The organism is Roseibium sp. 10G30-5 (genome assembly GCF_055809635.1).
This window is the reverse complement of sequence record NZ_CM147918.1, coordinates 2,851,678-2,875,014: the sequence shown is the minus strand read 5'-3', so window position 1 is coordinate 2,875,014 and position 23,337 is coordinate 2,851,678. Positions and strand designations below refer to the sequence as shown.

General features: G+C 55.9%; 19 protein-coding genes, 2 tRNA genes and 3 pseudogenes. 7 read left to right on the top strand and 17 right to left on the bottom strand.

What is annotated here, in order from left to right; genetic code table 11:
* Nucleotides 1–8 precede the first annotated feature (8 nt).
* From choV to AC0L7U_RS14570, 3 genes are all read right to left on the bottom strand, one after another.
* Complete coding sequence (gene choV, locus AC0L7U_RS14580) at nt 9–1,040, bottom strand: choline ABC transporter ATP-binding protein (RefSeq protein WP_473691688.1); 1,032 nt, start codon at nt 1,038–1,040, stop codon at nt 9–11.
* On the bottom strand, nt 1,037–1,885 hold the full coding sequence (gene choW, locus AC0L7U_RS14575) for a choline ABC transporter permease subunit (protein WP_473691687.1): 849 nt from the start codon (nt 1,883–1,885) through the stop codon (nt 1,037–1,039). The genes choV and choW overlap by 4 nt, the downstream gene beginning before the upstream one ends.
* Before the next feature lie 87 nt (nt 1,886–1,972).
* Nucleotides 1,973–2,917 carry a choline ABC transporter substrate-binding protein gene (locus tag AC0L7U_RS14570; RefSeq protein WP_473691686.1) on the bottom strand — a complete coding sequence of 315 codons (945 nt, stop codon included), beginning with the start codon at nt 2,915–2,917 and terminating at the stop codon, nt 1,973–1,975.
* Between the two features lie 229 nt (nt 2,918–3,146).
* Here AC0L7U_RS14570 and betI point away from each other — a divergent pair, with 229 nt between their 5' ends.
* The 4 genes and pseudogenes from betI to AC0L7U_RS14550 all read left to right on the top strand — a co-directional run bounded on the left by betI (nt 3,147) and on the right by AC0L7U_RS14550 (nt 8,200).
* Nucleotides 3,147–3,764, top strand: coding sequence for a transcriptional regulator BetI (gene betI / locus AC0L7U_RS14565; protein ID WP_473691685.1), 618 nt, complete (start codon nt 3,147–3,149; stop codon nt 3,762–3,764).
* Nucleotides 3,764–5,422, top strand: a pseudogene (betA, locus tag AC0L7U_RS14560) (choline dehydrogenase). The gene betI and the pseudogene betA overlap by 1 nt, the downstream one beginning before the upstream one ends.
* A 44-nt stretch (nt 5,423–5,466) precedes the next feature.
* A complete protein-coding gene (gene betB / locus AC0L7U_RS14555; protein ID WP_473691684.1) occupies nt 5,467–6,930 on the top strand; it encodes a betaine-aldehyde dehydrogenase in 1,464 nt (487 codons plus the stop codon).
* An 89-nt stretch (nt 6,931–7,019) separates the two neighbouring features.
* A pseudogene (locus AC0L7U_RS14550) lies at nt 7,020–8,200 on the top strand (BaiN/RdsA family NAD(P)/FAD-dependent oxidoreductase).
* An 82-nt stretch (nt 8,201–8,282) separates the two neighbouring features.
* Here the strand turns inward: AC0L7U_RS14550 and AC0L7U_RS14545 are convergent.
* Nucleotides 8,283–8,447 carry a hypothetical protein gene (locus AC0L7U_RS14545; RefSeq protein ID WP_473691683.1) on the bottom strand — a complete coding sequence of 55 codons (165 nt, stop codon included), beginning with the start codon at nt 8,445–8,447 and terminating at the stop codon, nt 8,283–8,285.
* A gap of 501 nt (nt 8,448–8,948) precedes the next feature.
* Here AC0L7U_RS14545 and rirA point away from each other — a divergent pair.
* Nucleotides 8,949–9,404, top strand: a complete 456-nt coding sequence (gene rirA, locus AC0L7U_RS14540; protein WP_473691682.1) for an iron-responsive transcriptional regulator RirA — start codon at nt 8,949–8,951, stop codon at nt 9,402–9,404.
* A gap of 536 nt (nt 9,405–9,940) precedes the next feature.
* Nucleotides 9,941–10,054 carry a hemin uptake protein HemP gene (gene hemP, locus AC0L7U_RS14535; RefSeq protein WP_473691681.1) on the top strand — a complete coding sequence of 38 codons (114 nt, stop codon included), beginning with the start codon at nt 9,941–9,943 and terminating at the stop codon, nt 10,052–10,054.
* Nucleotides 10,055–10,151: 97 nt separating this feature from the next.
* Here hemP and AC0L7U_RS14530 read toward each other — a convergent pair whose 3' ends face one another.
* The 6 genes and pseudogenes from AC0L7U_RS14530 to AC0L7U_RS14505 form a co-directional block, all read right to left on the bottom strand.
* On the bottom strand, nt 10,152–11,354 hold the full coding sequence (locus AC0L7U_RS14530) for an ABC transporter substrate-binding protein (RefSeq protein ID WP_473691680.1): 1,203 nt from the start codon (nt 11,352–11,354) through the stop codon (nt 10,152–10,154).
* Nucleotides 11,355–11,441: 87 nt separating this feature from the next.
* A pseudogene (locus tag AC0L7U_RS14525) lies at nt 11,442–12,405 on the bottom strand (branched-chain amino acid ABC transporter permease).
* 11 nt (nt 12,406–12,416) lie between these two features.
* On the bottom strand, nt 12,417–13,289 hold the full coding sequence (locus AC0L7U_RS14520; protein ID WP_473691679.1) for a branched-chain amino acid ABC transporter permease: 873 nt from the start codon (nt 13,287–13,289) through the stop codon (nt 12,417–12,419).
* Between the two features lie 9 nt (nt 13,290–13,298).
* A complete protein-coding gene (locus AC0L7U_RS14515) occupies nt 13,299–14,006 on the bottom strand; it encodes an ABC transporter ATP-binding protein (RefSeq protein ID WP_473691678.1) in 708 nt (235 codons plus the stop codon).
* Entirely contained in the window at nt 14,003–14,773 is a 771-nt protein-coding gene (locus AC0L7U_RS14510; RefSeq protein ID WP_473691677.1) for an ABC transporter ATP-binding protein, read from the bottom strand. The genes AC0L7U_RS14515 and AC0L7U_RS14510 overlap by 4 nt, the downstream gene beginning before the upstream one ends.
* Before the next feature lie 124 nt (nt 14,774–14,897).
* Complete coding sequence (locus tag AC0L7U_RS14505) at nt 14,898–15,080, bottom strand: hypothetical protein (protein WP_473691676.1); 183 nt, start codon at nt 15,078–15,080, stop codon at nt 14,898–14,900.
* 308 nt (nt 15,081–15,388) lie between these two features.
* Between AC0L7U_RS14505 and AC0L7U_RS14500 the strand changes: the two genes are divergently transcribed.
* Nucleotides 15,389–15,700, top strand: coding sequence for an MAPEG family protein (locus AC0L7U_RS14500; protein WP_473691675.1), 312 nt, complete (start codon nt 15,389–15,391; stop codon nt 15,698–15,700).
* Between the two features lie 169 nt (nt 15,701–15,869).
* On the opposite strand, the gene AC0L7U_RS14495 is transcribed toward AC0L7U_RS14500, so the two are convergent.
* The 7 genes from AC0L7U_RS14495 to AC0L7U_RS14465 form a co-directional block, all read right to left on the bottom strand.
* A complete protein-coding gene (locus AC0L7U_RS14495) occupies nt 15,870–16,487 on the bottom strand; it encodes a GntR family transcriptional regulator (protein WP_473695839.1) in 618 nt (205 codons plus the stop codon).
* Between the two features lie 158 nt (nt 16,488–16,645).
* Nucleotides 16,646–17,713 (bottom strand): anhydro-N-acetylmuramic acid kinase, encoded by a 1,068-nt coding sequence (locus AC0L7U_RS14490; protein WP_473691674.1) that lies wholly within the window; start codon nt 17,711–17,713, stop codon nt 16,646–16,648.
* A 24-nt stretch (nt 17,714–17,737) separates the two neighbouring features.
* Complete coding sequence (locus AC0L7U_RS14485; RefSeq protein ID WP_473691673.1) at nt 17,738–19,090, bottom strand: aspartate aminotransferase family protein; 1,353 nt, start codon at nt 19,088–19,090, stop codon at nt 17,738–17,740.
* Between the two features lie 401 nt (nt 19,091–19,491).
* Nucleotides 19,492–19,569, bottom strand: a tRNA-Arg gene (locus tag AC0L7U_RS14480).
* A gap of 78 nt (nt 19,570–19,647) precedes the next feature.
* Nucleotides 19,648–19,725, bottom strand: a tRNA-Arg gene (locus AC0L7U_RS14475).
* A 269-nt stretch (nt 19,726–19,994) separates the two neighbouring features.
* On the bottom strand, nt 19,995–21,407 hold the full coding sequence (locus AC0L7U_RS14470; protein WP_473691672.1) for a sensor histidine kinase: 1,413 nt from the start codon (nt 21,405–21,407) through the stop codon (nt 19,995–19,997).
* A gap of 195 nt (nt 21,408–21,602) precedes the next feature.
* Nucleotides 21,603–23,054 carry an FAD-dependent oxidoreductase gene (locus AC0L7U_RS14465; protein ID WP_473691671.1) on the bottom strand — a complete coding sequence of 484 codons (1,452 nt, stop codon included), beginning with the start codon at nt 23,052–23,054 and terminating at the stop codon, nt 21,603–21,605.
* Nucleotides 23,055–23,337: the final 283 nt, after the last annotated feature.

Below are 23,337 nucleotides of genomic sequence, written 5' to 3'. Positions count from 1 at the left end.
CAAACCGCCTATTCGAGACAGTCGAGAATTTCTGCCTCACCGATAATCCCGACGATCTTGCCGGCATCTTCCACGACAATCGGGCCGTTGGAGGTTTTCTTCGCCGCAACGACCTCGCGGATAGGCGTACGCGGCGAGCAGGACACGGCATCAGCCGACACATCCCGGCCATGCGGATCGGCCATGATGTCACGCGCGCGCAGCACATTCAGCGGGTTCATGTGTCCGACGAAATCCGCGACATAGGGCGTTGCCGGACGGCGCACGATTTCCTGCGGCGTTCCAAGCTGAATGACACGGCCCCCTTCCATTATGGCGATACGAGATCCAATCTTGGCAGCCTCATCCAGATCGTGGCTGACAAAAATGATTGTGCGATTCAGCGAGCGCTGCAATTCCAGAAGCTCGTCCTGCAAGCGGTTACGGATCAACGGATCAAGCGCAGAAAACGGCTCGTCCATCAACAAGATTGGTGCATCCGTCGCAAACGCGCGCGCTAGACCCACACGCTGTTGCATCCCCCCTGAAAGCTCATGCACATATTTGCTGCCCCACCCATCAAGGCCGACCAGTTCAAGCTGATCGCGCACCTTGGCCTTGCGGGTCTTCTCAAGCATTCCGCCAAGCTCCAGACCAAAGCCAACGTTGTCCTCGACCGTGCGCCATGGCAGCAGGGCAAATTGCTGGAACACCATGGCAATGCGGTGACGTCGCAGATCGCGCAATTCGGCTTCGGAACACCCATGCGGGTTGATATGGCCGGTCTCGGTATGTACCTGCACCTCTCCCCGGATCACCGGGTTGAGACCGTTCACGGCCCGCAGCAAGGTCGATTTTCCCGAACCGGACAGGCCCATCAACACGATGACCTCGCCCTCTTCAACGTCGAAGTTGGCGCCGGTCACACCCAGGGTCTGATTGGTAGCAGCCTGAATTTCCTCGCGCGATTTGCCATCATCAACCAATGGCAAGGCGATATGAGGCTTGTCGCCGAAAATAATATCGACGTCCTTGAAGCTCACAACAGGTTTATGGCTCATCCGTTGGTGCCTCCCTTGTCGTCACGGCGGAAGAAACGATCCAGCACGATGGCAATCAGAACGATTGCGACACCCACTTCAAAGCCCATCGAAATATTCACCGTGTTCAGCGCACGAACGGTCGGCACACCAAGACCATCCGCGCCGACAAGAGCGGCAATCACCACCATGGACAGCGACAGCATGATGGTCTGGGTCAGACCGGCCATGATCTGCGGCAGAGCGTAGGGCAGTTCGACTTTCCACAACAACTGCGATTTGGTTGCGCCGAATGCTTTGCCAGCCTCCAGCAAATGCGTTGGTGTAGACGACACGCCGAGCTGGGTCAGGCGGATAGGTGCGGGGATGGCAAAGATCACGGTTGCAATCAGCCCCGGCACCATTCCGAGACCAAACAGGATCAATGCCGGAATCAAATAGACGAAGGTCGGGATTGTCTGCATCAGATCCAGAATGGGGCGCAGCACGGCGAACAATTTCGGCCTATGCGCTGCGGCAACACCAATTGGAATGCCGATAATCATGCAGACGAGAGACGCGGCAATGACGAGCGCGACTGTTTCGGTCGTCTCTTCCCAGTACCCCTGATTGATGATCAACAGCAGACTGAAAAGGACGAAAATCGTGAAGGAGATCTTGCGGCGCACGAAATAGGCCAATGCCACAACCACCAGCACCACCAAAAGCGGCGGCGGTGTTTGCAAAACCCAGAGGATGCCACTCAGCACCCATCCCAACACCAGAGAAATCGTGTCGAAAACGCCTCCGGCATGCAGGGTCAGCCAGTCAACGAAGTTGGACGCAACATCCCCGATCGGGATCTTGTTGTCGGTCAGCCAATGCAAGGTCGACTCTCCTTATTCTTGTCGGTCATGAGCAGACCGGACCCGCAAAAGCCAAGGCCCCCGCGGATCCGGAAATCAGAGGAAGTCTCAGAGGCCGAGAGCTGTCTTGACGGCTTTGTCGGCGTCCTTGCCATCAACCGTCTTCACGCCCTTGAGCCACGGCTTGATGGCATCCGGATTGGCCTTGAGCCATTCCTTGGCCGCAACAGCCGGCTTCTTCTTGTCGTCGAGGATCTTGCCCATGATCTCGTTTTCCATTGGCAGCGAGAACTTGAGGTTCTTCAGCATCTGCCCAACATTGGGACATTCTTTGAGATAGCCAGCACGCACGTTGGTGTAGATTGTCGCGCCACCAAAATCAGGACCGAAGTAGTCATCGCCACCGGACAGATACTTCATGTCATACTTGGTGTTCATCGGATGCGGAGCCCAGCCAAGGAAGACAATGTCCTTCTTGCGCTTCTCGAACCGACCAACCTGCGCCAGCATACCCTGCTCTGACGATTCAACCAGACGGAACCCCTTCAGTTTGAAGGCATCCTTCTTGATCATCTCAAGGATCAGACGGTTGCCGTCGTTGCCCGGTTCAATGCCATAGATCTTGTCGCCCAGGTCATCCTTGAACTTGGCAATGTCGGAAAAGGTCTTCAGGCCCTTTTCATACGTGTATTTCGGCACTGCCAGCGTGTACTTCGCCCCCTTGAGGTTGGCGCGAACCGTCTCAACCGAGCCGTCCTTGGTGTATTGTGCGATGTCGCCCTTCATGCTTGGCATCCAATTGCCGAGGAAGACATCAATATCCTTGTTTTTCAACGAGGCATACGTCACCGGAACAGAGAGCAGCTTGACCTCTGTCTTGTACCCCATCGCATCGAGAATGGTCGTCGTGACAGCTGTTGTCGAGGTGATGTCCGTCCAGCCTACATCAGAAAAACGAACTGTCTTGCAGCTCTGCGCATCGGCTGCGAATGCTGCGGTGCTGAACGTCAGACCGATCGCCGCGCCGGCCACCAACTTTTGAACAAGCTTCATCAATAGAACCCTCCAGATTGTGCAACGTCCAAAATCACGTGTCAGACGCCCGTTGCACACAGCGCCATGGATCTCGCAAGGCTTCCACCCAAGGAGGAAACCCCTCGCATAAACACGTATCATTTTCTTGTTTGAGATGCACAACAAAACACTTTCCCGCCGTGTTCTCAAGTTTTTTATTGATTGATTATTCAATCAAAAATAAACCTAGCAGCGAAGGAGTGCGCCTATGCCTAAAATCGGTGTCGAATTTCAAAGACGCGAAAGCCTCATCGCTGCGACGGTAGAAGCCATCAGCGAGCGCGGTTACAGCGAAGTGACCCTAGCGCAGATTTCCAGAGGCGCGGGTGTCTCCAGCGGACTGGCTCTGCATTATTTTGGCACGAAGGAGCAACTTCTGGCCGCGACAATGCGCCATCTCCTCCGGGATCTGTCGAACAGCGTACGTGAACGACTGGAAGCGGCCACCACGCCCCGCGAGCGGATTTCAGCGATCATTGCCGGCAACTTTGCACCGAGCCAGTTTCGTCGCTCGGTCATCGGCGCATGGCTGGCCTTTTACGATCAGGCCCGCACCAAGGAGACCAGTCGCCGCCTTTTGCAAATCTATTCCGCCCGGTTGGTCTCCAACCTGACATACGATCTGACAAAGTTCATGGGCCGCAAACAGGCTCAAAAAGTTGCCGAAACCACCGCCTCCCTGATCGATGGCGTCTGGATTCGCCAAGCCCTGAGTAAGGGAGACGCCGACCCCGAGCAAGCCATCACTATGGTGGAAGACTTCGTGGAAAGCCAAATCACCTGTCGGAGCGCGGCACGGAAAACCAAATCCAAAGGGAGTTTCTGATGGAAGGATATTTCGACTATATCATCGTCGGTGCCGGATCTGCTGGCTGCGCCCTCGCCTACCGTCTGTCGGAAGACTCCAACAACAAGGTGTTGTTGCTGGAATTCGGCGGAACAGATGCCGGACCAATGATCCAGATGCCCGCAGCGTTGTCCTATCCGATGAACATGCCGCGCTATGACTGGGGATACGAGAGTGAACCGGAACCGCATCTGGGGGGCGCCGTCTGGCGACCCCACGCGGCAAGGTCATTGGCGGATCTTCTTCAATCAACGGCATGGTCTATGTGCGCGGTCACGCCTGTGACTTCGATACCTGGGAGGAGATGGGCGCAGCAGGTTGGGGCTATCGCGATGTACTGCCCTATTACAAGCGCATGGAAACCAGCCACGGCGGCCAAAAAGGCTGGCGCGGTGTTGACGGCCCGATCCATGTCACGCGCGGCACCAAATGGAGCCCGCTTTACGACGCCTTCAAACAGGCCGGTGTTGAAGCCGGATATGGTCTGACCGAAGATTACAACGGCGAACGGCAGGAAGGTTTCTCCGATATGGAGATGACCGTCTACAAGGGCCGTCGCTGGTCTGCGGCCAATGGCTATCTGAAGCCTGCCCTCAAGCGGTCGAACCTCAAACTTGTACAACGCGCCCTCGTGCACAAGGTGCTGTTTGACGGGAAGCGCGCGGTCGGCGTGCAATATGAAGTTGGCGGAGAGATCAAGACAGCGCACGCTTATTCAGAAATCATCCTGTCTGCCTCCTCGATCAACTCTCCTAAAATCCTGATGCAGTCGGGTATCGGCAATGCGGCCGAGCTGCAAGCGCTCGGGATTGATGTGATCGCCGACCGCCCTGGCGTCGGGGCCAATCTGCAAGACCATCTGGAACTCTATATTCAGCAGGCCTGCATTCAGCCGATCACGCTTTACAAGCACTGGAACGTGTTTTCCAAAGCCCTTATCGGCGCACAGTGGTTGTTCCTGAAAAAAGGGCTTGGCACCTCCAACCAGTTTGAAAGCTCAGCATTTCTGCGCTCAAAGGCAGGCGTCAAGTATCCGGACATCCAGTATCACTTCCTGCCCTTTGCCGTGCGCTATGATGGCAAAGCGGCGGCCGAAGGCCATGGCTTCCAAGGCACACGTCGGGCCGATGCGGTCCAAATCGCGCGGCCACGTCAAGCTGACCTCCTCCGACCCGAGAGCCAAACCGTCGATCTTGTTCAACTACATGGCGCATGCAGACGATTGGGCGGACTTCCGCACTGCCATCCGCATGACACGCGAGATCTTCGCACAGGAAGCCTTTGCGCCGTATCGAGGCAAGGAAATCCAGCCGGGCGACGCGGTGCAGTCGGACGAGGACCTCAATGACTTTATCCGCGAGCATGTCGAAAGCGCTTATCATCCCTGCGGCACTTGCCGGATGGGAGCGGCCACCGATCCGCTCGCTGTGGTCGATCCTGAGTGCCGTGTCATCGGAGTTGATGGATTGCGGGTTGCCGACAGCTCAATTTTCCCCCAAATCACCAATGGAAACCTCAACGGACCATCGCTGATGGTGGGCGAGAAGGCCGCAGATCATATTCTAGGCAAGGCACCGCTGCCCGCTTCCAATGCAGAACCCTGGATTCATCCCGATTGGGAAAGTCGTCAGCGCTGAACGCTCAACCGTCCCGAGACACCTCTGACCCGAGAGAGACACTTATGCGTGCACATCCAACAGCCTCCCATTTCATCGGCGGCACTTATATCGAAAGCACCGAAGGCACGGCCTTTACGTCGATCTACCCGGCGACGGGCGAAACGATCGCCGAATTGAAGACAGCGGATGCTGCTATCATCGAACAGGCTATCGAAGCGGCCCGCGAAGGGCAGAAGGTCTGGGCAGCGACATCACCAGTGGAACGTGGCCGGGTGCTGCGCAAAGCTGCCGAGTTGATCCGCGCCCGCAACCGCGAACTGTCCGAGCTGGAAACCCTCGACACCGGCAAGCCCTTGCAGGAAACGCTTGTCGCAGACGCAGAATCCGGCGCCGAATGTCTGGAATATTATGGCGGCCTGGCTGCAACGCTGACGGGCGAATACATTGACCTTGGTGGATCCTTCGCGCTGACACGGCGGGAGCCTCTGGGCATTTGCCTTGGGATTGGAGCGTGGAACTATCCCATGCAGATTGCGGCATGGAAGTCGGCACCGGCCCTTGCCTGCGGCAACTCCATGATCTTCAAGCCGTCTGAAGTGACTCCATTGACAGCTCTCAAGCTCGCCGAAATCTACAAGGATGCCGGTCTGCCAGACGGCGTTTTCAATGTGGTCCAGGGCTTTGGAGATGTTGCAGCCAACCTGATTGCGCATCCCGAAATCGCCAAGGTCTCGCTGACCGGGTCGGTCCCGACAGGCAGGAAGGTCGCCGCGGCGGCAGGTGAAACCCTGACCAAAGCCACCTTGGAGCTCGGCGGCAAGTCGCCTCTGGTGATCTTTGATGATGCCGATCTGGACAATGCGGTGTCCGCTGCAATCAACGCCAACTTCTATTCGACCGGCCAAATCTGTTCTAACGGCACTCGCGTTTTCGTGCAAAAAGACGTCAAGGACTCCTTCCTGAAGCGGCTGGCCGAACGCACCGAGAACGCAATTCTCGGCGATCCGATGAATGAAACCACCAGCATTGGTCCGCTTGTCTCCAAGGCACAATACGACAAGGTTCTGGAGTATATGAAGCTTGGCCAATCAGAAGGGGCGACACTTGTGTTCGGCGGCGGCAAGGCCGAAGTCGCATCTTTCCCGCAAGGCTATTTCGTCCAGCCGACCGTCTTCGCCGATGTGTCCAACGACATGCGCATTGCGCGCGAGGAGATCTTCGGTCCGGTCATGTGCGTGCTCACCTTCGAGGAAGAAGAAGACGCCATTGCTCAAGCAAATGATACCGGATTTGGCTTGGCTGCGGGTGTTTTCACCAGCGACATTCAGCGTGCTCATCGGGTGGTCAACCGCCTGCAAGCAGGGACGTGCTGGATCAACACCTACAATCTGACCCCTGTCGAAATGCCCTTTGGCGGCTACAAGAACTCCGGCATCGGCCGTGAAAACGGCCACGCTGCAATCGAGCATTACAGCCAGATCAAGAGTGTTTACGTGGAAATGGGCGACGTCGAAGCCGCATTTTAAGCTCCCACACAGTCTTCCTTTCAAAACAGGACGCTCTCCTGCCAGTCTTTTGACTTGTGCGGGAGAGCGTCCACCTTTAAGCGATCTTCATGAGACAAATAGATGTTCTGGTGATTGGAGCCGGCGCTGCCGGGCTTATGTGCGCCATCGAAGCCGCCAAACGCGGTCGCTCGGTCCTGGTGATCGACCACGCCCGCAAGCCTGCGGAAAAGATCCGCATTTCTGGCGGCGGTCGCTGCAACTTCACCAATGTGCACTGCGCACCGGCCAATTTTCTGTCGCAAAACTCACGTTTCTGCGTATCGGCGCTCAAGCGGTACACGCAACATGATTTTCTTGCGCTGGTCGAGAAACATCGCATTGCTCTGGCACGAAAAGACGCTCGGACAGCTGTTCTGTGACGGATCGGCTCAGGAAATCATCGATATGCTGTTGAGCGAGTTGAAGACGGCAGGTGGCCGTCTTCAACTTGAGACCACCGTGCGTTCTATCTCCAAACCGGACGACACCTTCCGCATCTCGACCAACAAGGAAGAGATTACTGCACAGTCTCTGGTGATTGCCACTGGCGGCCCGTCAATCCCTAAAATGGGATCGACCGGTTTCGGTTATGATGTTGCCCGTCAGTTTGAGCTGGATGTTGTGCCACCACGTGCTGCTTTGGTGCCGTTGAACTTCTCCGACAGCAACAAGGATTTGTGCAAGCGGCTTGCGGGTCTGTCCAGTGACGCAGTGGTGTCATTTGGCAAGACCTCCTTCCGCGAAGGCCTGCTGTTCACACACCGCGGTCTGTCCGGCCCCTCCATCCTGCAAATCTCGTCTTATTGGCAGGAAGGCAAATCGATCAGCGTCAACCTGTGTCCGTCTGGTGGCGTATTCGAACACTTGCGCGCGGCACGGCAGAGCAATCCAAAGCAGGATCTCAAGACGGCAGTTTCCCAGTTGCTCCCAGGCCGTCTGGCAGATGAGCTGGTCAAGGTCTTCAAGCTGACAGGCCGTCTGGCCGATCAGTCGGACAAGGTATTGCAACGCGCCGAAGACAACCTGACACACTGGCAGCTGACGCCGGTTGGCACCGAAGGCTACCGCACGGCAGAAGTGACGCTCGGAGGCGTTGATACAAATGCGCTTAGTTCCAAGACCATGGAAGCGCGTGATGTGCCGGGCCTGTATTTCATCGGCGAAGTGGTCGACGTGACCGGCCATCTTGGCGGCTTCAACTTCCAATGGGTCCTGGTCTTCCGGCCATGCTGCCGGACAAGCTGTCTAAACCAATCCACTCCTTGCCGATTACAGAAAAATCCGCTCAATCAAAGGTGCCAGTAACGGCGGAGATTGAGCAGATTTCTATCTCAGACCAACCATCGAGCTCGATGGATCAGGCAGGACGTCGGCAAGGAATTTTCAATCGACAACAGGCGGATCGTCTTCGCTTCGCGTTCCAGCGTTTCCGGGACATCGGACACAGTGACGGCGGTCTCCGATGTTCTGGGCACCGCGTCATTGTACCAAGTCAAGCGAGTTTGCGACCCGCTGTGTTCCTTCTACAACCTCGCTCACATTGCATGAATTTCGTCAGTCGCGGCACTTTGCTCGTTAATGGCAGCAGGTCAACCGCACCGTCACTCCAAGGCGCAGCGAATACCGCCATATTCCCCGTCGCAGGCGGCTGCACATCCGCACCAAGGAAGATCAGTCAGATCAATAAAAACAGAGAAACATGACAGATTTTATCGACACTATCCTCTTATTCATGCGCAAAAATATCGCATTTTAACATATTATCTTCTTTTCATGAACAAATTTTATAATAAGTTAAAAATAAATATTTCAGATATACTGAAAACAATAAAATCTATCAAAAAAATTTAGTATAATTGTTTCTTCGAAAGTAAAATCCAAAAATACATTTTATAATTTCTTGTCAGTCATTCAAGACAAAAGCCTCTTTAGAACTGGAATAAAAAACTCAATAAGAAACATTGACGTTCGGGCACAGAGACCGCATATCTATTGACATGCGCCTGACACAACAAACCAACTACGCTGTTCGTACGCTCATGTATTGCGCCGCGAACCCGGAGCGCCCCAGCAAGGTCGCGGACATCGCGGCCAGCTTTGACATGTCCGAAACCCATCTCTTCAAGATCATGAAGGTGCTTGTGGACGCGAACCTTATCCAGACGATAAGAGGTCGCAACGGCGGCATTCGATTGGCGCGTCCCCCGGAAGACATTACGGTTGGCGAAGTTGTTCGCGCCGCAGAAGAAAGCTTCCTGCTTGCCGAATGCTTCGATTCCGGCCGTACAGATTGCCCGCTGATCATGTCCTGTGGTTTCAACGGCATCTTGCATGAAGCGCTGGAAGCCTTCATGGATGTGCTCGACACCAAGACCATAGCGGATTTGTCCGAGAACCGCACCGACCTTCGCCAATGGTTGAAGATCGATCAACCAGCAGTGACGGCAAGCTGACACCAACGCCGATGTGCGTTTATGGATGCAAACTGAACGAGGGCCGTTTTCGCGGCCCTTTTTTAATGCCTGAAGCACCTCTCCTGCGTCGGTTACATGGCGAGCAAATTGCAAGCAGGCAACGCCCCTTCCAAAAACCAAAAGACCCACAAGCGGTGACGCATGTGGGTCATGGTGTCTTGTCTTGTGGCAATGACGATGGCTGGCTGACCGTTGAGGGAGAGGAGAGGCGGTTGGCTTGCCAGATCGCATATCGGCATGTTGCCGAGCCTGACCAGATGCAAAGCGGAGGACGCGAGTTCCGCAAGGCCCTTGGTAAGACACTGCCTTTTTAGCTAAATATGACTATTTGTGTCAAGATTTTTTTCTTGAGTATAAAACTCATATTTTATACAGTCCCGGACATCGCAAGAAACACTGAGGGGACATTATGAATTACACACTATGGAAAGGTCCGACAGGACAAGCTCTCACTTGGTCACAGTGCTGACGCCAACCCATCGCCAGCCGGAACAAAGGTTGGAACTGAAGAGGTGATGCTGGACACACGCGCGCTGTTCAAGGGCAGCAAGGAACTGAAGATCCTGCACAATAGTGAGACCTATCGCCTGTCGATCACGAAGCTGGGTAAGCTCATCCTGACAAAGTAACCCAAGCTTCTACCGCCGCAGGGCGGGAACATGAAAAAAGGCCATCGCCTCTCGCGGGACGACGGCCTCTTTCAGCACTCCAACAGACAAAAGCCTGTTATTTCATGTCCTGCACCAACGTGTAGGTCTTGCCGTCGACCTTGAACAAGGCGTAGTTGCCTGGGACATCGCCGTTCTTGTCGAAGTTTTCTTCACCGGCAGCGCCCTGATAATCGACATCCTTGCCAGCATCGATCAGCGCCTTCGCTTTCTTCCATTCCCCCGGCAGGATCTTCTCGCCCGTGCCGTTGGAAACGGCCCGTAGCGCCGCAGGAACGTCTGCCTTTTTGCCCTTTGCCTTTTCCACGGCCAAGGCCAGCAGGAACGCTGCATCATAGGACGTGGTCACGAAGACTGCGTTCGGGTCGTAGCCAGCCTTCTTGAACTCCGTGTTGAAGTTTTCAAGCGCCTGTGACTTGGTGCCAACCGGAGAGGACGTCATGAAGGTCTTCAGGTTATCGGCTCCCAATTCACGGATCAAAGCTTCGGACTTCATGCCGTCAGCGCCAATGAAATTGGTGAAGAAGCCATTTTCGAGCGCCTGACGCAGCAACGTCAAGCCGGAGCCATCGCCATAGTCGAAGATGACAAGCGTGTCGGCACCTTTTTGAGCCAGTTCCGCCAGATCCGAGCGATAAGACGCCTTGCCGTTCTCATGTGCTGCATAACCGGCAACGGTGCCGCCCTGCTTTTCGAATTCTTCCTTGAAGGACTTGGCCAAGCCGGAGCCGTAGTCATTGTTGAGATAGGCAACAGCTACCTTCTTGACGTCGCGCTGAATGAGCGCACGCGCCAGAGCTCGTCCCTGATAGTCGTCGGAGGATACGGTCCGGAAAACGGTATCATTGTCCTTCAAGCCAGTGATTTCCGGCGAAGTTCCTGACGGTGTGATGAGAGCGACGCCAGCAGGAATGGTCACAGACCCCGCGGCAGCCAAAGTCGACCCTGAACACATCGGCCCCCAGATGGCGGTTACGCCTTCAATATTGATGGCCTTGGTAGCCGCATCCGTACCACCCTGAGGATTACAGGCACTGTCTGCAACTGCGGCTTCGATCTTCTGACCATCCAGAACGCCGCCCTGATCATTGACCTGCTTGAAAGCGAACTTGGCCGCGTCAATCATCGAAGGCGCCATCGCCGAAATCGGACCGGAGATCCCACCCAAAACGCCAATCTTGACATCGGCCTTGGCCGGCACGGCAGCCAGCATCGTGGCTGCCATCAGGCCGCCGGCCAGTTTCATAAGTCCAGTTTTCATTTCAAAAACCTCCACAGTTTGATCCCCTCGAAATGTGGTCCTCGACACGCGAGCCCCTCGGCTCCCAGCAAGTCCACATTCCCTGTTTTACGTCTTGCCCGTTTTGTCCACGACCGCTTCATCCGATCGTTGCGGCTCGGGTAGCAGCCCTTCCGGCCGAAACTTGAGCACAACCTGCAAGAGCAGGCCAATCAGGAACAGGCGGATATACTTTGCCGTGATGGCATAGTGGCTCGGCAGTTGGTCCGTTGCGATTTCCGACATGGACCAGATCAACCAGACAACCAGCGTGCCCAGGATTGCGCCTCGGTTGTTGCCAGCCCCGCCCAGGATCAGCATAATCCAGACAAGGAAGGTCGCCACCATGGGGTCGATTGCCTCTGGTGTGATCGAGCGATTGAAATGCGCATAGAGCGCACCGCCCAGTCCCATGAGAACGGCACCGAAGATGAAGGCCTGCAAGCGGCGCGCCTCGATGTTCTTGCCCATCGCCCGCGCTGCAACTTCATTGTCGCGAATAGCACGCATCATGCGGCCCCATGGCGAGCGAACCTGCCGCTCGACCATCAGATAGGCCACGAACAACACCACCACGGCAACCGCCAGATAGGCAAATTGCGCTTCCAGATACGGCAGATCGCCAAACGGACGCGGGATATTGGAAATGCCCCGCGCACTGTTGGTCAGTTCTGGCTCCGACTTGATCACCAGACGGATAATCTCGGCCACGCCCACGGTCGCGATTGCCAGATAGTCAGACCGAAACCGCAGACAGATCTTGCCGATAGAGCCAGGCGATCAACCCGGACATGGCCATGGCCCCAACCCAACCGATCAGCGTTGGCAGATCAAAGCCTCCGATGCGACCAGCCGCCTCCGGGCTTGTCAGAATGGCAGAAGTATAGGCCCCAACGGCAAAGAACCCGGCGATGCCCGCATTGAACAGACCGGCGAATCCCCACTGAATGTTCAAGCCAAGCGCCAGCAGCGCATAAATCGCGATGAAGGTCGACAGGAAGAGCGCGTAGTTGAGAAATCCGATGAGATCCATGACGAGCCCCCTTACAGTACCTTGCCGCGCAACAACCCGGTTGGGCGGACACGCAGCATGATCAACAGAATGACGAAGGCCGTCGCGGACTTATATTCGCTGGGCACGACCATCACCGACATCTCTTCGGCAACTCCCACGATCAGACCGCCCAAAACTGCACCTTCCACACGCCCCACACCACCCAGAATGGTGGCTGCGAAGATCGGCAGCAGCATGTTCCAGCCCATCATCGACTTCAACTCGGTGTTCAGGCCGAGGAAAAAGCCCGACGCAGCGCACAAGGCTCCGGCAATGCCCCATGTCAACATGACCACCTTGCGGTTGTCGATGCCCGACAGCAGCGCCAGATTGGGATTGTCGGACATGGCCCGCATGGCCTTGCCCCACTTGGAGCGTGACAGGAACATATGCAACGCTCCCACCATGACCAGCAGGAAGACGATCGTAACGATTTCACGATCCTTGATGCGCAGACCGAAAAACACTTCCGGGCGTACAATGCCGCGCACATAACTCTCGCTGTCGACCCCCCAGAAGACCTGAACGACAGATCGCACCATCAGCGCGATACCAAGCGATGCCATGACAGTGATGATCTTCGGCCGCTCACGCAGGTGCTCATAAAACACCTTGTCGATACCGATGGCGACAGCCGCGGTCATCACCATGGCCAATGGCAACGCGACATAGGGAGACAGCCCCAGCCCGGTCACCACGGCCAGCGCAAGAAACGCTCCAAGTGTCGCAAGGTCGCCATGTGCCAGATGCGCATACCGCATGATGGCAAAGATCAGTGTCACACCCACCGCACCCAACGCATAGACAGAGCCGATCACCAGCCCCGGCAAGAAATAGAAGTTGATGAAATCCAAAAATGTCATGTCTTGCTCTCAGCCGCCGAGGAACATTTCGGCGACCTCACGGTCCGCCAGCAATTCTTGTCCACTGCCCTCATGGCGGTTCTGACCCTGAGCCAGAACATAACCACGATCTGCAAATGCCAGCGCCTGCTTGGCATGCTGCTCAACCAACAGAATGGAAACACCGGCATTGCGCACACCCCGGCAGATCTGAAAAATCTGCTCCATGTAGCGTGGCGACAACCCGGCGGTCGGCTCATCCAGCAGCAACAGCTTCGGATCCAGCATCAGGGCTCTGCCCATGGCCACCATCTGCCTTTGCCCGCCGGAGAGCCGCCCAGCCAGTGTACGACGACGCTCTTTCAGATCCGGAAACAGCTCATAGACGCGGTCATAGGCGGCCGACAAATCGCCAGTCTTGAGGAAACCGCCCATCTCCAGATTTTCATGAATGCTCATGTCCCGGAAAATGTTATCGACCTGTGGCACATAACAAATGCCGCGCTGGACGATCTGGTTTGGCGCCCAATGGGTGATGGTGTCGCCGTCGAAGGAGATCTCACCAGAGCGGATCTTCAAAAGGCCGAAGACGGCTTTCATCGCTGTCGACTTGCCGGCCCCGTTCGGGCCGACAATCGTGACGATTTCCATGGGATACACACTGAGAGACAGATCGTGCAGAATATCCGCATCGCCATAGCCACCATTCAACAGTGCAATGGAAAGCAAGGCTGTCATACCACCGCCTCCGTGGTTTCGCCGAGATAGGCTTCAAGCACTTGAGGATCAGAGCGTACTGTCTGGAAATCGCCCTCGATCAGCACCCGCCCTTCCGCCATGCAAACGACCGGATCACAGAGCTTTTCGATCATCTCCATATCATGCTCGATCAGGATGAAGGTATAGCCGCGCTCGCGGTTGAGGATCTGGATCTTCTCTTCCAGCTTGCGCAGCAGCGTTCGGTTGACACCGGCAGCAGGCTCATCAAGCAGCACCAACTTGGCGTCCGTCATCATGGTGCGGCCAAGTTCCAACAGCTTCTTCTGCCCGCCGGAAAGTGACCCGGCTCGCAGATGTGTCACGTGGGTCAGCTCCAGAAACGCCAGTGTTTCATGCGCGCGGCGCGCAACGGCGCTCTCCTCCTGGCGCACGCGTCCCCACGCAAGCCAATTGGCCAGCAGCCCTTCGCCGTGCTGGTGCGGTGGCACCATCATCAGGTTTTCAAGCACACTGAGATGATGAAACTCGTGCGGGATCTGAAAGGTGCGAACGAGACCCTTGTGGAACAGTTTGTCGCTGGACAAACCTGTCACATCTTTGCCCTGAAAACGCAGAGAGCCACCGGATGGCGGCAAAGCCCCGGCAATCAGATTGAAAAGAGTTGTCTTGCCCGCCCCATTGGGACCAATCAATCCGGTGATGCTGCCTTCCTTCACATTGAAGGAACACCCGTTCACGGCTCGAAAGCCGTTAAAATCCATCACAAGCTGGTTCAGTTCCAGCATTCGCCCTCATCTCGCCGCTTCAACATAAGCAGTCTTCTTAAAGCTTCATTACGCTTCGGACATATCTATCGGGAAATTCTTGCTCTCTTGTAGGCTGGCTTACCTGCATCCGACAACAACCCAGTCAATCCCCACTGGCGACATATCGCATGACCCACGCGCTGTCGCGCAGGGAAAAGGTGATTTGCGGCTGAACTTCACAACAAATAGACATTTTTATCATGTTTTTTGCAAGAATTGCGCCTTCAAGCAGACGAAGTTTCCAAAACTGGCCTTGACCGATCCGCAAAGGGGCGGTCGGCAGCATCCCGGTGTTTGCTCACAAACACCTGCTCGCAGTCCTGCAACTCTGCTCTTGACGCAGAGCGAGGTAGAAAGAAAACGGCATGTGCCTGCCTGCTTCTCCAATAAGGCATAACGTTAAAAGTACTGATGTCGCCTTGATCCCGGAAATTGCAGAAGACTTTGATCACGAAGACATGCACCCGGCGTCTTTTCACGCTAATGTATGGAGAGGGAAGCGGGCTGCGAATGGCGAGGCCCCTTAAGTGTCGCCAAAAGCGCTTGGCCCCAGCCGCACGCAGATTTACCGTCGAAAGGACCACTCGCAATCGCATGGCCGTTCTCATCACGCCTTTTTATGCAGGTCTTCTTGGACTGATTTACATCATGTTGAGCGTCCGCGTCATCATGCGCCGCCAACAGATCTGGGTCAGCCTTGGCGATGGCGGGGATGCCGAGTTGCAACGTCGCATCAGAGTGCATGGCAACTTTATCGAGTATGTGCCATTCGCCCTGATCATGCTGCTGATCGGCGAGTTGATGCGCATTCCCACGATGAGCCTGCATCTGATTGGCGGCCTGCTGATCATCGGGCGGCTGGCGCACGCCTACGGCGTTGGCAAGACACCTGAATCTCTCTCCTAGCGCACCTTCGGCGTCTTGTTGACGTTTCTGGTGCTGCTTTTAGAAAGTATTGGCCTGATCATCCATACAGCCCCGCGCCTGTTTGAGACCCTGCTGCTTTCCTTGACGCAGATCGTCTGATCTCCGCCACAAACAGACGAACGAACCTGTTCCTTGAACGTCTCTTGTGTCAAATCTGCTTCAGACGGGTCTTGTGGGCATGGTTGATATGACGCCGCGCGGCTTGATCCGCCCGTTCCGAGTTGCCCTCCGCAATTGCCTCGACAATAGCGGCATGTTCGCCAACAGCCGTTTCTCGGCGCTCTGGTGTGTCGAGCGTCGTTCCTGCCATCAGGATAAGCGACAGGCGCAGATGTTCGATCTGATCGACCAGATAGCGATTGTGGGACGCAAGACAAAGTCTGCGATGAAATTCACGGTTGGACCGGACAAGGCTGTCCTGATCTTCGATGCGTTTCAGATCCGCAGCCACGAGATCTTGCAGGATCTCCACCTCGGGCGCCGACGCATGCTTGGCCGCAAGCCCTGCCGCAGTGCCTTCCAACACTTCTCGCATGAAATAGACTTCATTGATCTGGCCATGATCCAACGTCGGGATCACCATGCCGCGGTTGGGCTCATGCACGGCGAGGCCTTGTGCCTCAAGCCGCTTCAAGCCTTCGCGAATAGGCGTGCGCGACACACCGAACTCCACCGCAAGATCCGCCTCGCGCAGCCGGTCACCCGGCTTGAGTTGCCGGTCTTCGATGGCTCGGATCAATCGCTGATAGACGCCGGATCCATTCATCGGCTGTGTTGGCTTGTCGGACATATACCAAATACTTCTTGTGTTTTCCGTACCCTGAGGATGCACAGGGTTTTGCCTTATGTAGCGAAGCTGCATTCATTTAGACAGCAGAACTTAACACAGAAACACGCTCCATCAGACGAACACCCGCCCCCGGCTCAAGTGGAGGGACGATACAGCCGCCCACCAACTGTTGGTGCACTCACGCCGGTCGTCTCCGGATAACTGGTTGGCAGGCCGCTCAACAGCCGGGCAGCAAGAAACGCCATTGCCTGCGCTTCCATGGCATTGCCATCGAGATCCAGTGCTTCACTGGGAGAAATGTCGCCTGTGAGACGCAGGTCCAGCTCGCGCATCAATACCGGATTAAGACGCCCGCCACCACACACCACCCATTGCTTGGGATCCAGCGGCAAAAAGTCGACGCTGCGCGCAACACACTCTGCCGTGAAGGCGGTCAAGGTCGCTGCCCCATCCTCAAGCGACAGCCCATCCACCATCGATAATGAAAACGCGTTGCGATCGAGCGATTTTGGTCCCTTCATGGCAAAGAACGGATGCAACAACGCTGCCTCGATACGCTGCTCATGCACCTTGCCCGCGGCAGCGATACGGCCATCCTCGTCGAACTCTCCCACCTTGTGCAGGGTCAGCCAGTCATCAATCAACGCGTTGCCCGGACCAATGTCGAAAGCCACCAATTCGGACGACCCGACAAAGGTCAGATTGGACACGCCGCCAATATTCAGGAAACAGATCGGCAGCTCCTGACCCTCGGCCAGCGCCCGGTGGAAGACCGGCACCAACGGAGCGCCCTGCCCGCCGTCCGCCATGTCGGCCAAACGAAGATCGCCTACGACCGGCAGACCCAGCTTATCCGCAAGCGCCTGCGCATCACCCAGCTGCACCGTCTCACCATGATCAGGGTCATGCCAGACCGTCTGCCCATGAAATGACACGAAGTCCGGATGCACACCGGTGCGTGCCATGAAGAACGTCAGCGCTTCATGGTGATCCTGTGTGATCTCATCCGCCAAAGCAGGCCACGACTTGCGCTCGCCAGAGCCACCATGAATGGCCTTGATAATGGCCGTGCGCGTTTTCTCCCGATAAGGCACTGTGAAAGCCTTGCCGAAATGGGAGACGGTTTCGCCGTCCGTTTCAATCTCCGCGAGATCAATTCCATCAGCAGACGTGCCGCTCATGGTTCCTATGATGCGTACCATTGGCTGCGCCTTTCGGTCCTGCGGTCAGAGGGTCTTCGCGACGTCTTCAAGACTGGCTTCAAAAATGTCGAACATCTCGTTGATCTGCGCTTCCGTGATGATCAACGGCGGACAGAAGGCCAGAGAATCTCCCATTGCCCGCGAAATCAGACCATTGGACTGGCACATGCCGTTAATCTTGCCGCCCAGCGCTCCGATCGTGCCTGCAAAATCAGGATGCGATACTTCGGCCGCCCCGATCAACCCTACGCCACGCGTTTCAATAACCAGCGGATGCTCCCCCAATGCAGCCAACCGTTTCTGAAACAACGGACAAACATCCTGCACATGCGCCAAAATGTTGCGCTCTTCGATGATCTTGATGTTTTCCAGTGCAACAGCGGCCGCCACCGGATGGCCACTGGCTGTATACCCATGACCCCAGATGCCGATCTTGTGGCTTTCATCAGCCACCGGGCCATAGACCTTTTCATTGACCAGCAAGGCCGACATCGGCAGATAAGACGAGGACAGAGCCTTGGACAAAGTCATGATGTCCGGCTGAAGCTTGTAGGTCGTCGAGCCAAACATTTTGCCCGTCCGTCCAAAGCCGCAAATGACTTCATCGGCGACAAACAGAATATCGTACTTCCGCAAAACCTGCTGCACAGCCTCCCAATAGCCAACGGGTGGCACGACAACGCCACCGGCGCCCATGACTGGCTCGCCAAAGAACGCAGCAATGGTTTCAGGGCCTTCAGATACAATCAGATCGTCCAGATCTTGCGCACACCGTTTGGCGAAAGCGCTTTCGCTCTCGCCCTCCTTTTTCATTGTCCGATAGTGCGGACAGGTCGTGTGCAAAATGCCATCGAGAGGTAAGTCAAACGAGCGATGGTTGTTCGGCAGGCCGGTCAGGCTGGCCGAAGCAATTGTGACGCCATGATAGCCGCGCACACGTGAGATGATCTTTTTCTTCTGTGGCTGCCCCAACGCATTGGAGCGATACCAGATCAGTTTGATCGCCGTATCGTTGGCTTCCGAGCCGGAGTTGGTGAAATAGGCCTTCGACATGGGCACCGGCGCCATGGACACCAGCTTTTCCGCCAGTTCGCCAGACGGGCCATGCGTCTTGGAGGTGAAGGTGTGATAATATGGCAGCTTGCTCATCTGCCGGGTAGCAGCCTCTACAAGACGTTTTTCCCCAAACCCTAGCGCCACACTCCACAAGCCCGACATGCCTTCCAGATAGCGCTTGCCGGTGTTGTCCTCGACATAAATGCCCTCGCCACGCTCGATCACGATCGGACCTTCCGCTTCAAATTTGCGGGCATCCGTGTAGGAATGCAGGTGAAAAGCGATGTCCCGCGCTTCAGCGGAATTGGGCAAGTGGCTCATCGAAGTCCTCTTTCGGGTCTTGGTCCGGATCTCTGTCCAACGGTCCAGCTATGCAGACTGCCAGTCGGTTCGCCCTCACCCTACGCCGAGAAAAAGCAATTTTCACGATGAAAATATGCTCAGGCAGCCAATTTGAAAGGCGCTGCAAAATCTGTACTGAAATGCCCAAGCCATTGGCCACGCAAGAGGAGTTGACCGCCTGCAACCATCCCCTCGTTTAAACCGCGGGCCAACCTTCAGCCCTTATCAGGAGGACCTCACAGGGCACATTCAGCTCATAGAGATCGCCACGATGAAAGCAAGCGAGCCGAAAGCCACGCAAGCGCAACATCACTGCAGACCACACGTCACTTCAACGCACGGCAAAGGCTATAATTTTCGAGAAAAATTTTGAGGGGGAATGGTGCACCGGGGAGGATTCGAACCCCCGACCCCCAGATCTCGTAGTCTGGTGCTCTATCCAGCTGAGCTACCGGTGCATCTTCGGTGATCCGTCATCACCCATAGACCGGGCAAGAGGATCTGTATGGATCTTCAGATTTCAGGAAAGCCTGAAATGGTGCACCGGGGAGGATCTCGAACCCCCGACCCCCAGATTCGTAGTCTGGTGCTCTATCCAGCTGAGCTACCGGTGCATCAAGCGAATTGCTAAAGCAATGAATTCTCTAACGTTTCCGCTTCTGTTTGTTCGCGAAAAAGGCCATGTTGGCAATGCCCCCGAACAGGTCGCTACGTCTACTGGTCTGCCTGCGACTTGGCAAGAGGCATTTTCTATTTTTCGCAAGAAAATGTATTTGAAACCGGCAACAGTCATCAGAGTTTCATGAAAACTGCGGACCGCCGCGAATGCCACTGCCGAGTTATCCACGAACTTGCTGAGAGCACTTCATGCACACGAACGCTGTCAAACCGACCCCTTCTCTTGCCGATCCGGTAATGTGATCACGAAACAGGTTTCCTTGACGTCTTCTGCCAGCTTGATGCACCCGCCGTGCGCCTGAACGATTTCAGACGCGATCGCCAGACCCAGACCGGTGCTGCCTGGCTTGCTGCCACCGTGGAAGGCCTTGAACATGGCCGAGCGCACTTTTGGCGGAATGCCCGGCCCTGTATCGCGCACCTCTATAATGGTCTTGCCGGATGCACGGCTGGCCTCAAGCGTGATGCGCTTCACCAAACTGGTGTCGATATCATTTTCCAGCGCCTGGACCGCATTACGACAGAGGTTGAGAAGCACACGAAACATCTGCTCAGGGTCGGCATATATCTCCAACCCCGCCGCAACGTGATTGTCAAACTGGATACCGTCCTGATCTTTCAGCCCCAGAACGCTTGAGACATCCTGCACCAGACGGCGCAAATTCAACAAACGACACTTCGGAGCGGTTTCCTGCACCTTGCCATATGACATCACGGCCTGCGAATAGGAGACCGCCCGGTCCAGTGTCGTCAGGATCTTGGGCGCGATACGCCGCACGGTCGGATCCGGCACATGTTCCAGCCGCTCCATGAAGAGTTGCGCCGATGCCAGAAGGTTGCGCATGTCATGGTTGATTTTGGAAACCGCGAGGCCCAGTTCGGCCAACCTTTGTTTTTGCTGAAGGGCCTTGGCCAGCCCCTCCTGCATGACCGAGAGGCGGCGTTGAGCCATACCCAATTCATCCCTGCGGTCCGTCGTCGGAATGATCCGAGATGCCTCTTCGGGCGCTTCAGCAAAATAGTCCATCGACCTTGTCAGCTTTTGCAGGGGCCGCACAAACAGCAATTGCAGCGTGACATACACAAGACTAGCGGTGATCAGAGAGATCAGCAAAGACAACCACAGAATTCGGCCGGAGAACGCCCACATCTCGTGCTTCAGAACGGACAGAGGCGCCACCAGCTCCAACGTTGCACCCGGAACACCTTCGAGGTTCTGACGCACAAGCATCAGGCCATTGCCTTGATGGAACAGCGTTGCCACCGTACCGACCAGATCCGAAAACAAATTCAGATCTTCCATGTCATAGGTCGCCGTCACCTTCTGCGTGGTCTCACGACGGGCGATCACCTGACGCGCATCGCCATAATCGACGAAAATCGCCACAGCCTCGGCCGCACTCAGAAGGTCATGTTGCAAAACTGGAGAGAGGCGCGGTCCGTCATGCGCCATCGACACACCAACACGCGCCGTGACCATATGATCACTCAACCACGTTTCGCGAAAATTCGCGACGAACGGTACGTAAATCAAAATTTCGGCAAGCATCACAAAGCCGATCGTAAAGACCAGCAGCTTTGTCGAGAGCCCCCATCCAAGTCTTCTAGTCTTTTCCACTCTCTCGACAGTCTTTTTAAAGGAACGCAAAAGAGAACTTGTCAGTCCAGCTTGGTCTGACCGTCGAGCCCTGATATGGAAGACCTCGTGTCTCATGGCACTGATCTTGCGTCAGCAAATGGCGTTTTGCAAGCTGAAGTCACGTTTCCGCGATTTTAATTCAAGTCTCCCGGAGACCTGCGTGAAACGCTTAAATTACATAAAAAATCTATACATCTTAAGGAAAACCTTGAGCAACAGATGCTTCCGAACACGTCTCGAATACTTCAGCGCCGCCTGACGTAGCAAATCGGCGTGAACTGGCTCTGGCAATGCACCCCTCGTGAAAAATGACAATGTTTGACCATTCGAAATCACGAGAGAGACGAGTGCAATCAAATCACCCGCTTCTTTACCAATGGCAGAAGCGCCAAGGATTCGCCCGTGGCGACCAACGAACAGAACCAATTGACCATCGCTTTTCCCCTCCGCAAGCGTTCGGTCGGAGGCATCAAAACCAACCGTAACGACACTGAGATGACGTCCCGCCAGCTTTTGCGCCTGCCCTTCCGATACGCCACAGTGGGCGATCTCCGGGATCGTGGCGACAATCCACGGCACATGTGACGGTCGTTTGCGATGATGTCGGAAGGGTTCCGTCAGAATGCGAGCCAGGAGCCGTGCGTGGTGCGACGCTGCGGCCCCACCACCGCGCGCCATGATCGCGCTGCCGATGGCATAGATCCTCCGATTGCGCGAGCGGAAGGATCTATTGACGTCAATTCCGTCGGCATCCCAGCGCACACCAGCCTTATCGAGATCAAGCCCGTCAAGTGAAGGCTGACTTCCCGTGGCAAGCACCAGATGCGTCCCCACGACAGACCCGACATCCGTGCTGCCATCCAGCGTCAATGAAATCAACTCCTCATCAATTTGCGCCGCGACCACCGTTGTGCGTTCCAGAATCTGAATGCCTTCGGCCCGCAAAGCACTTCGCAAGACCGCCACAAAGGCCGGCTCGGCGCGAGCCAAAAGGTCACGCTTCTCAATCAGAGTCACGCGACTACCCAGACGTGAATAGGCTTGCGCCAGCTCCAGCCCACTTCGCCCGCCGCCTAGAATGATCAGGTGATTGGGAATCCGTTCGAGAGCGAAAACACTATGCGGCGTCAACACCGGCACCTGATCAAGCCCATCAATGCGCGGCACCACGGGCTTGCCCTCCGTTGCGATCACGAACCGCGCTGCCCGCACCTCCGTTGTCCCGACAAGGATCGCCCGCCTGGATAGAAATTGCGCCTTGCCAGTCAACAGGAGAACGCCCCTTTGCTGTAACGTGGGCAGACCATCCCGCGCACTTGCTCGGGTAACGACGTCGCGGACATGCGCCACCGCCGTCTCATAATCTATGTCCGCCGCGCTTTCCCACCCGGGGGCCCCATTAAGATGAGCGGTCCAGGCAGCGGCCGCCCGCGCCTGCAAGGCAACAAGCGGCAAATGCGCCCCATAACGTCGCTCCAGTTTCCCGACAGGCTTTTCAACAAGCACCACCGTCTCACCAGCCTGCGCAAGCAGACCTGCCAGACGCGCTCCTGCACGACCCGCCCCAATGACGCAAACATCGGCCTTAAGCTGTGCAGTTGGCATCGGATCTGACTGGCTCCCCAAGGAAGACACTCCTGATTGTTGCGTGAAACTCCGATCGTATTCTCTATTTCTACAATTTAAACAAAGACTTGAAAACCACTCATACGCCACCCGTGTGCATCACCGTTTGATTTCCAGTCGCGCTCACCACAGGAGATAGTCTTTCCACGCGCGGGTGCCCCGAACACAAAGAGAGACCCGCAGAAACGAGTTTAGAGACATTCCTATTGCATTCTCATCACGTTCGGGCGAGTCTGCGGCAGCTTCCCGGGTTTTTCGGGCTCTCGCGAAAGATCCCACGTTG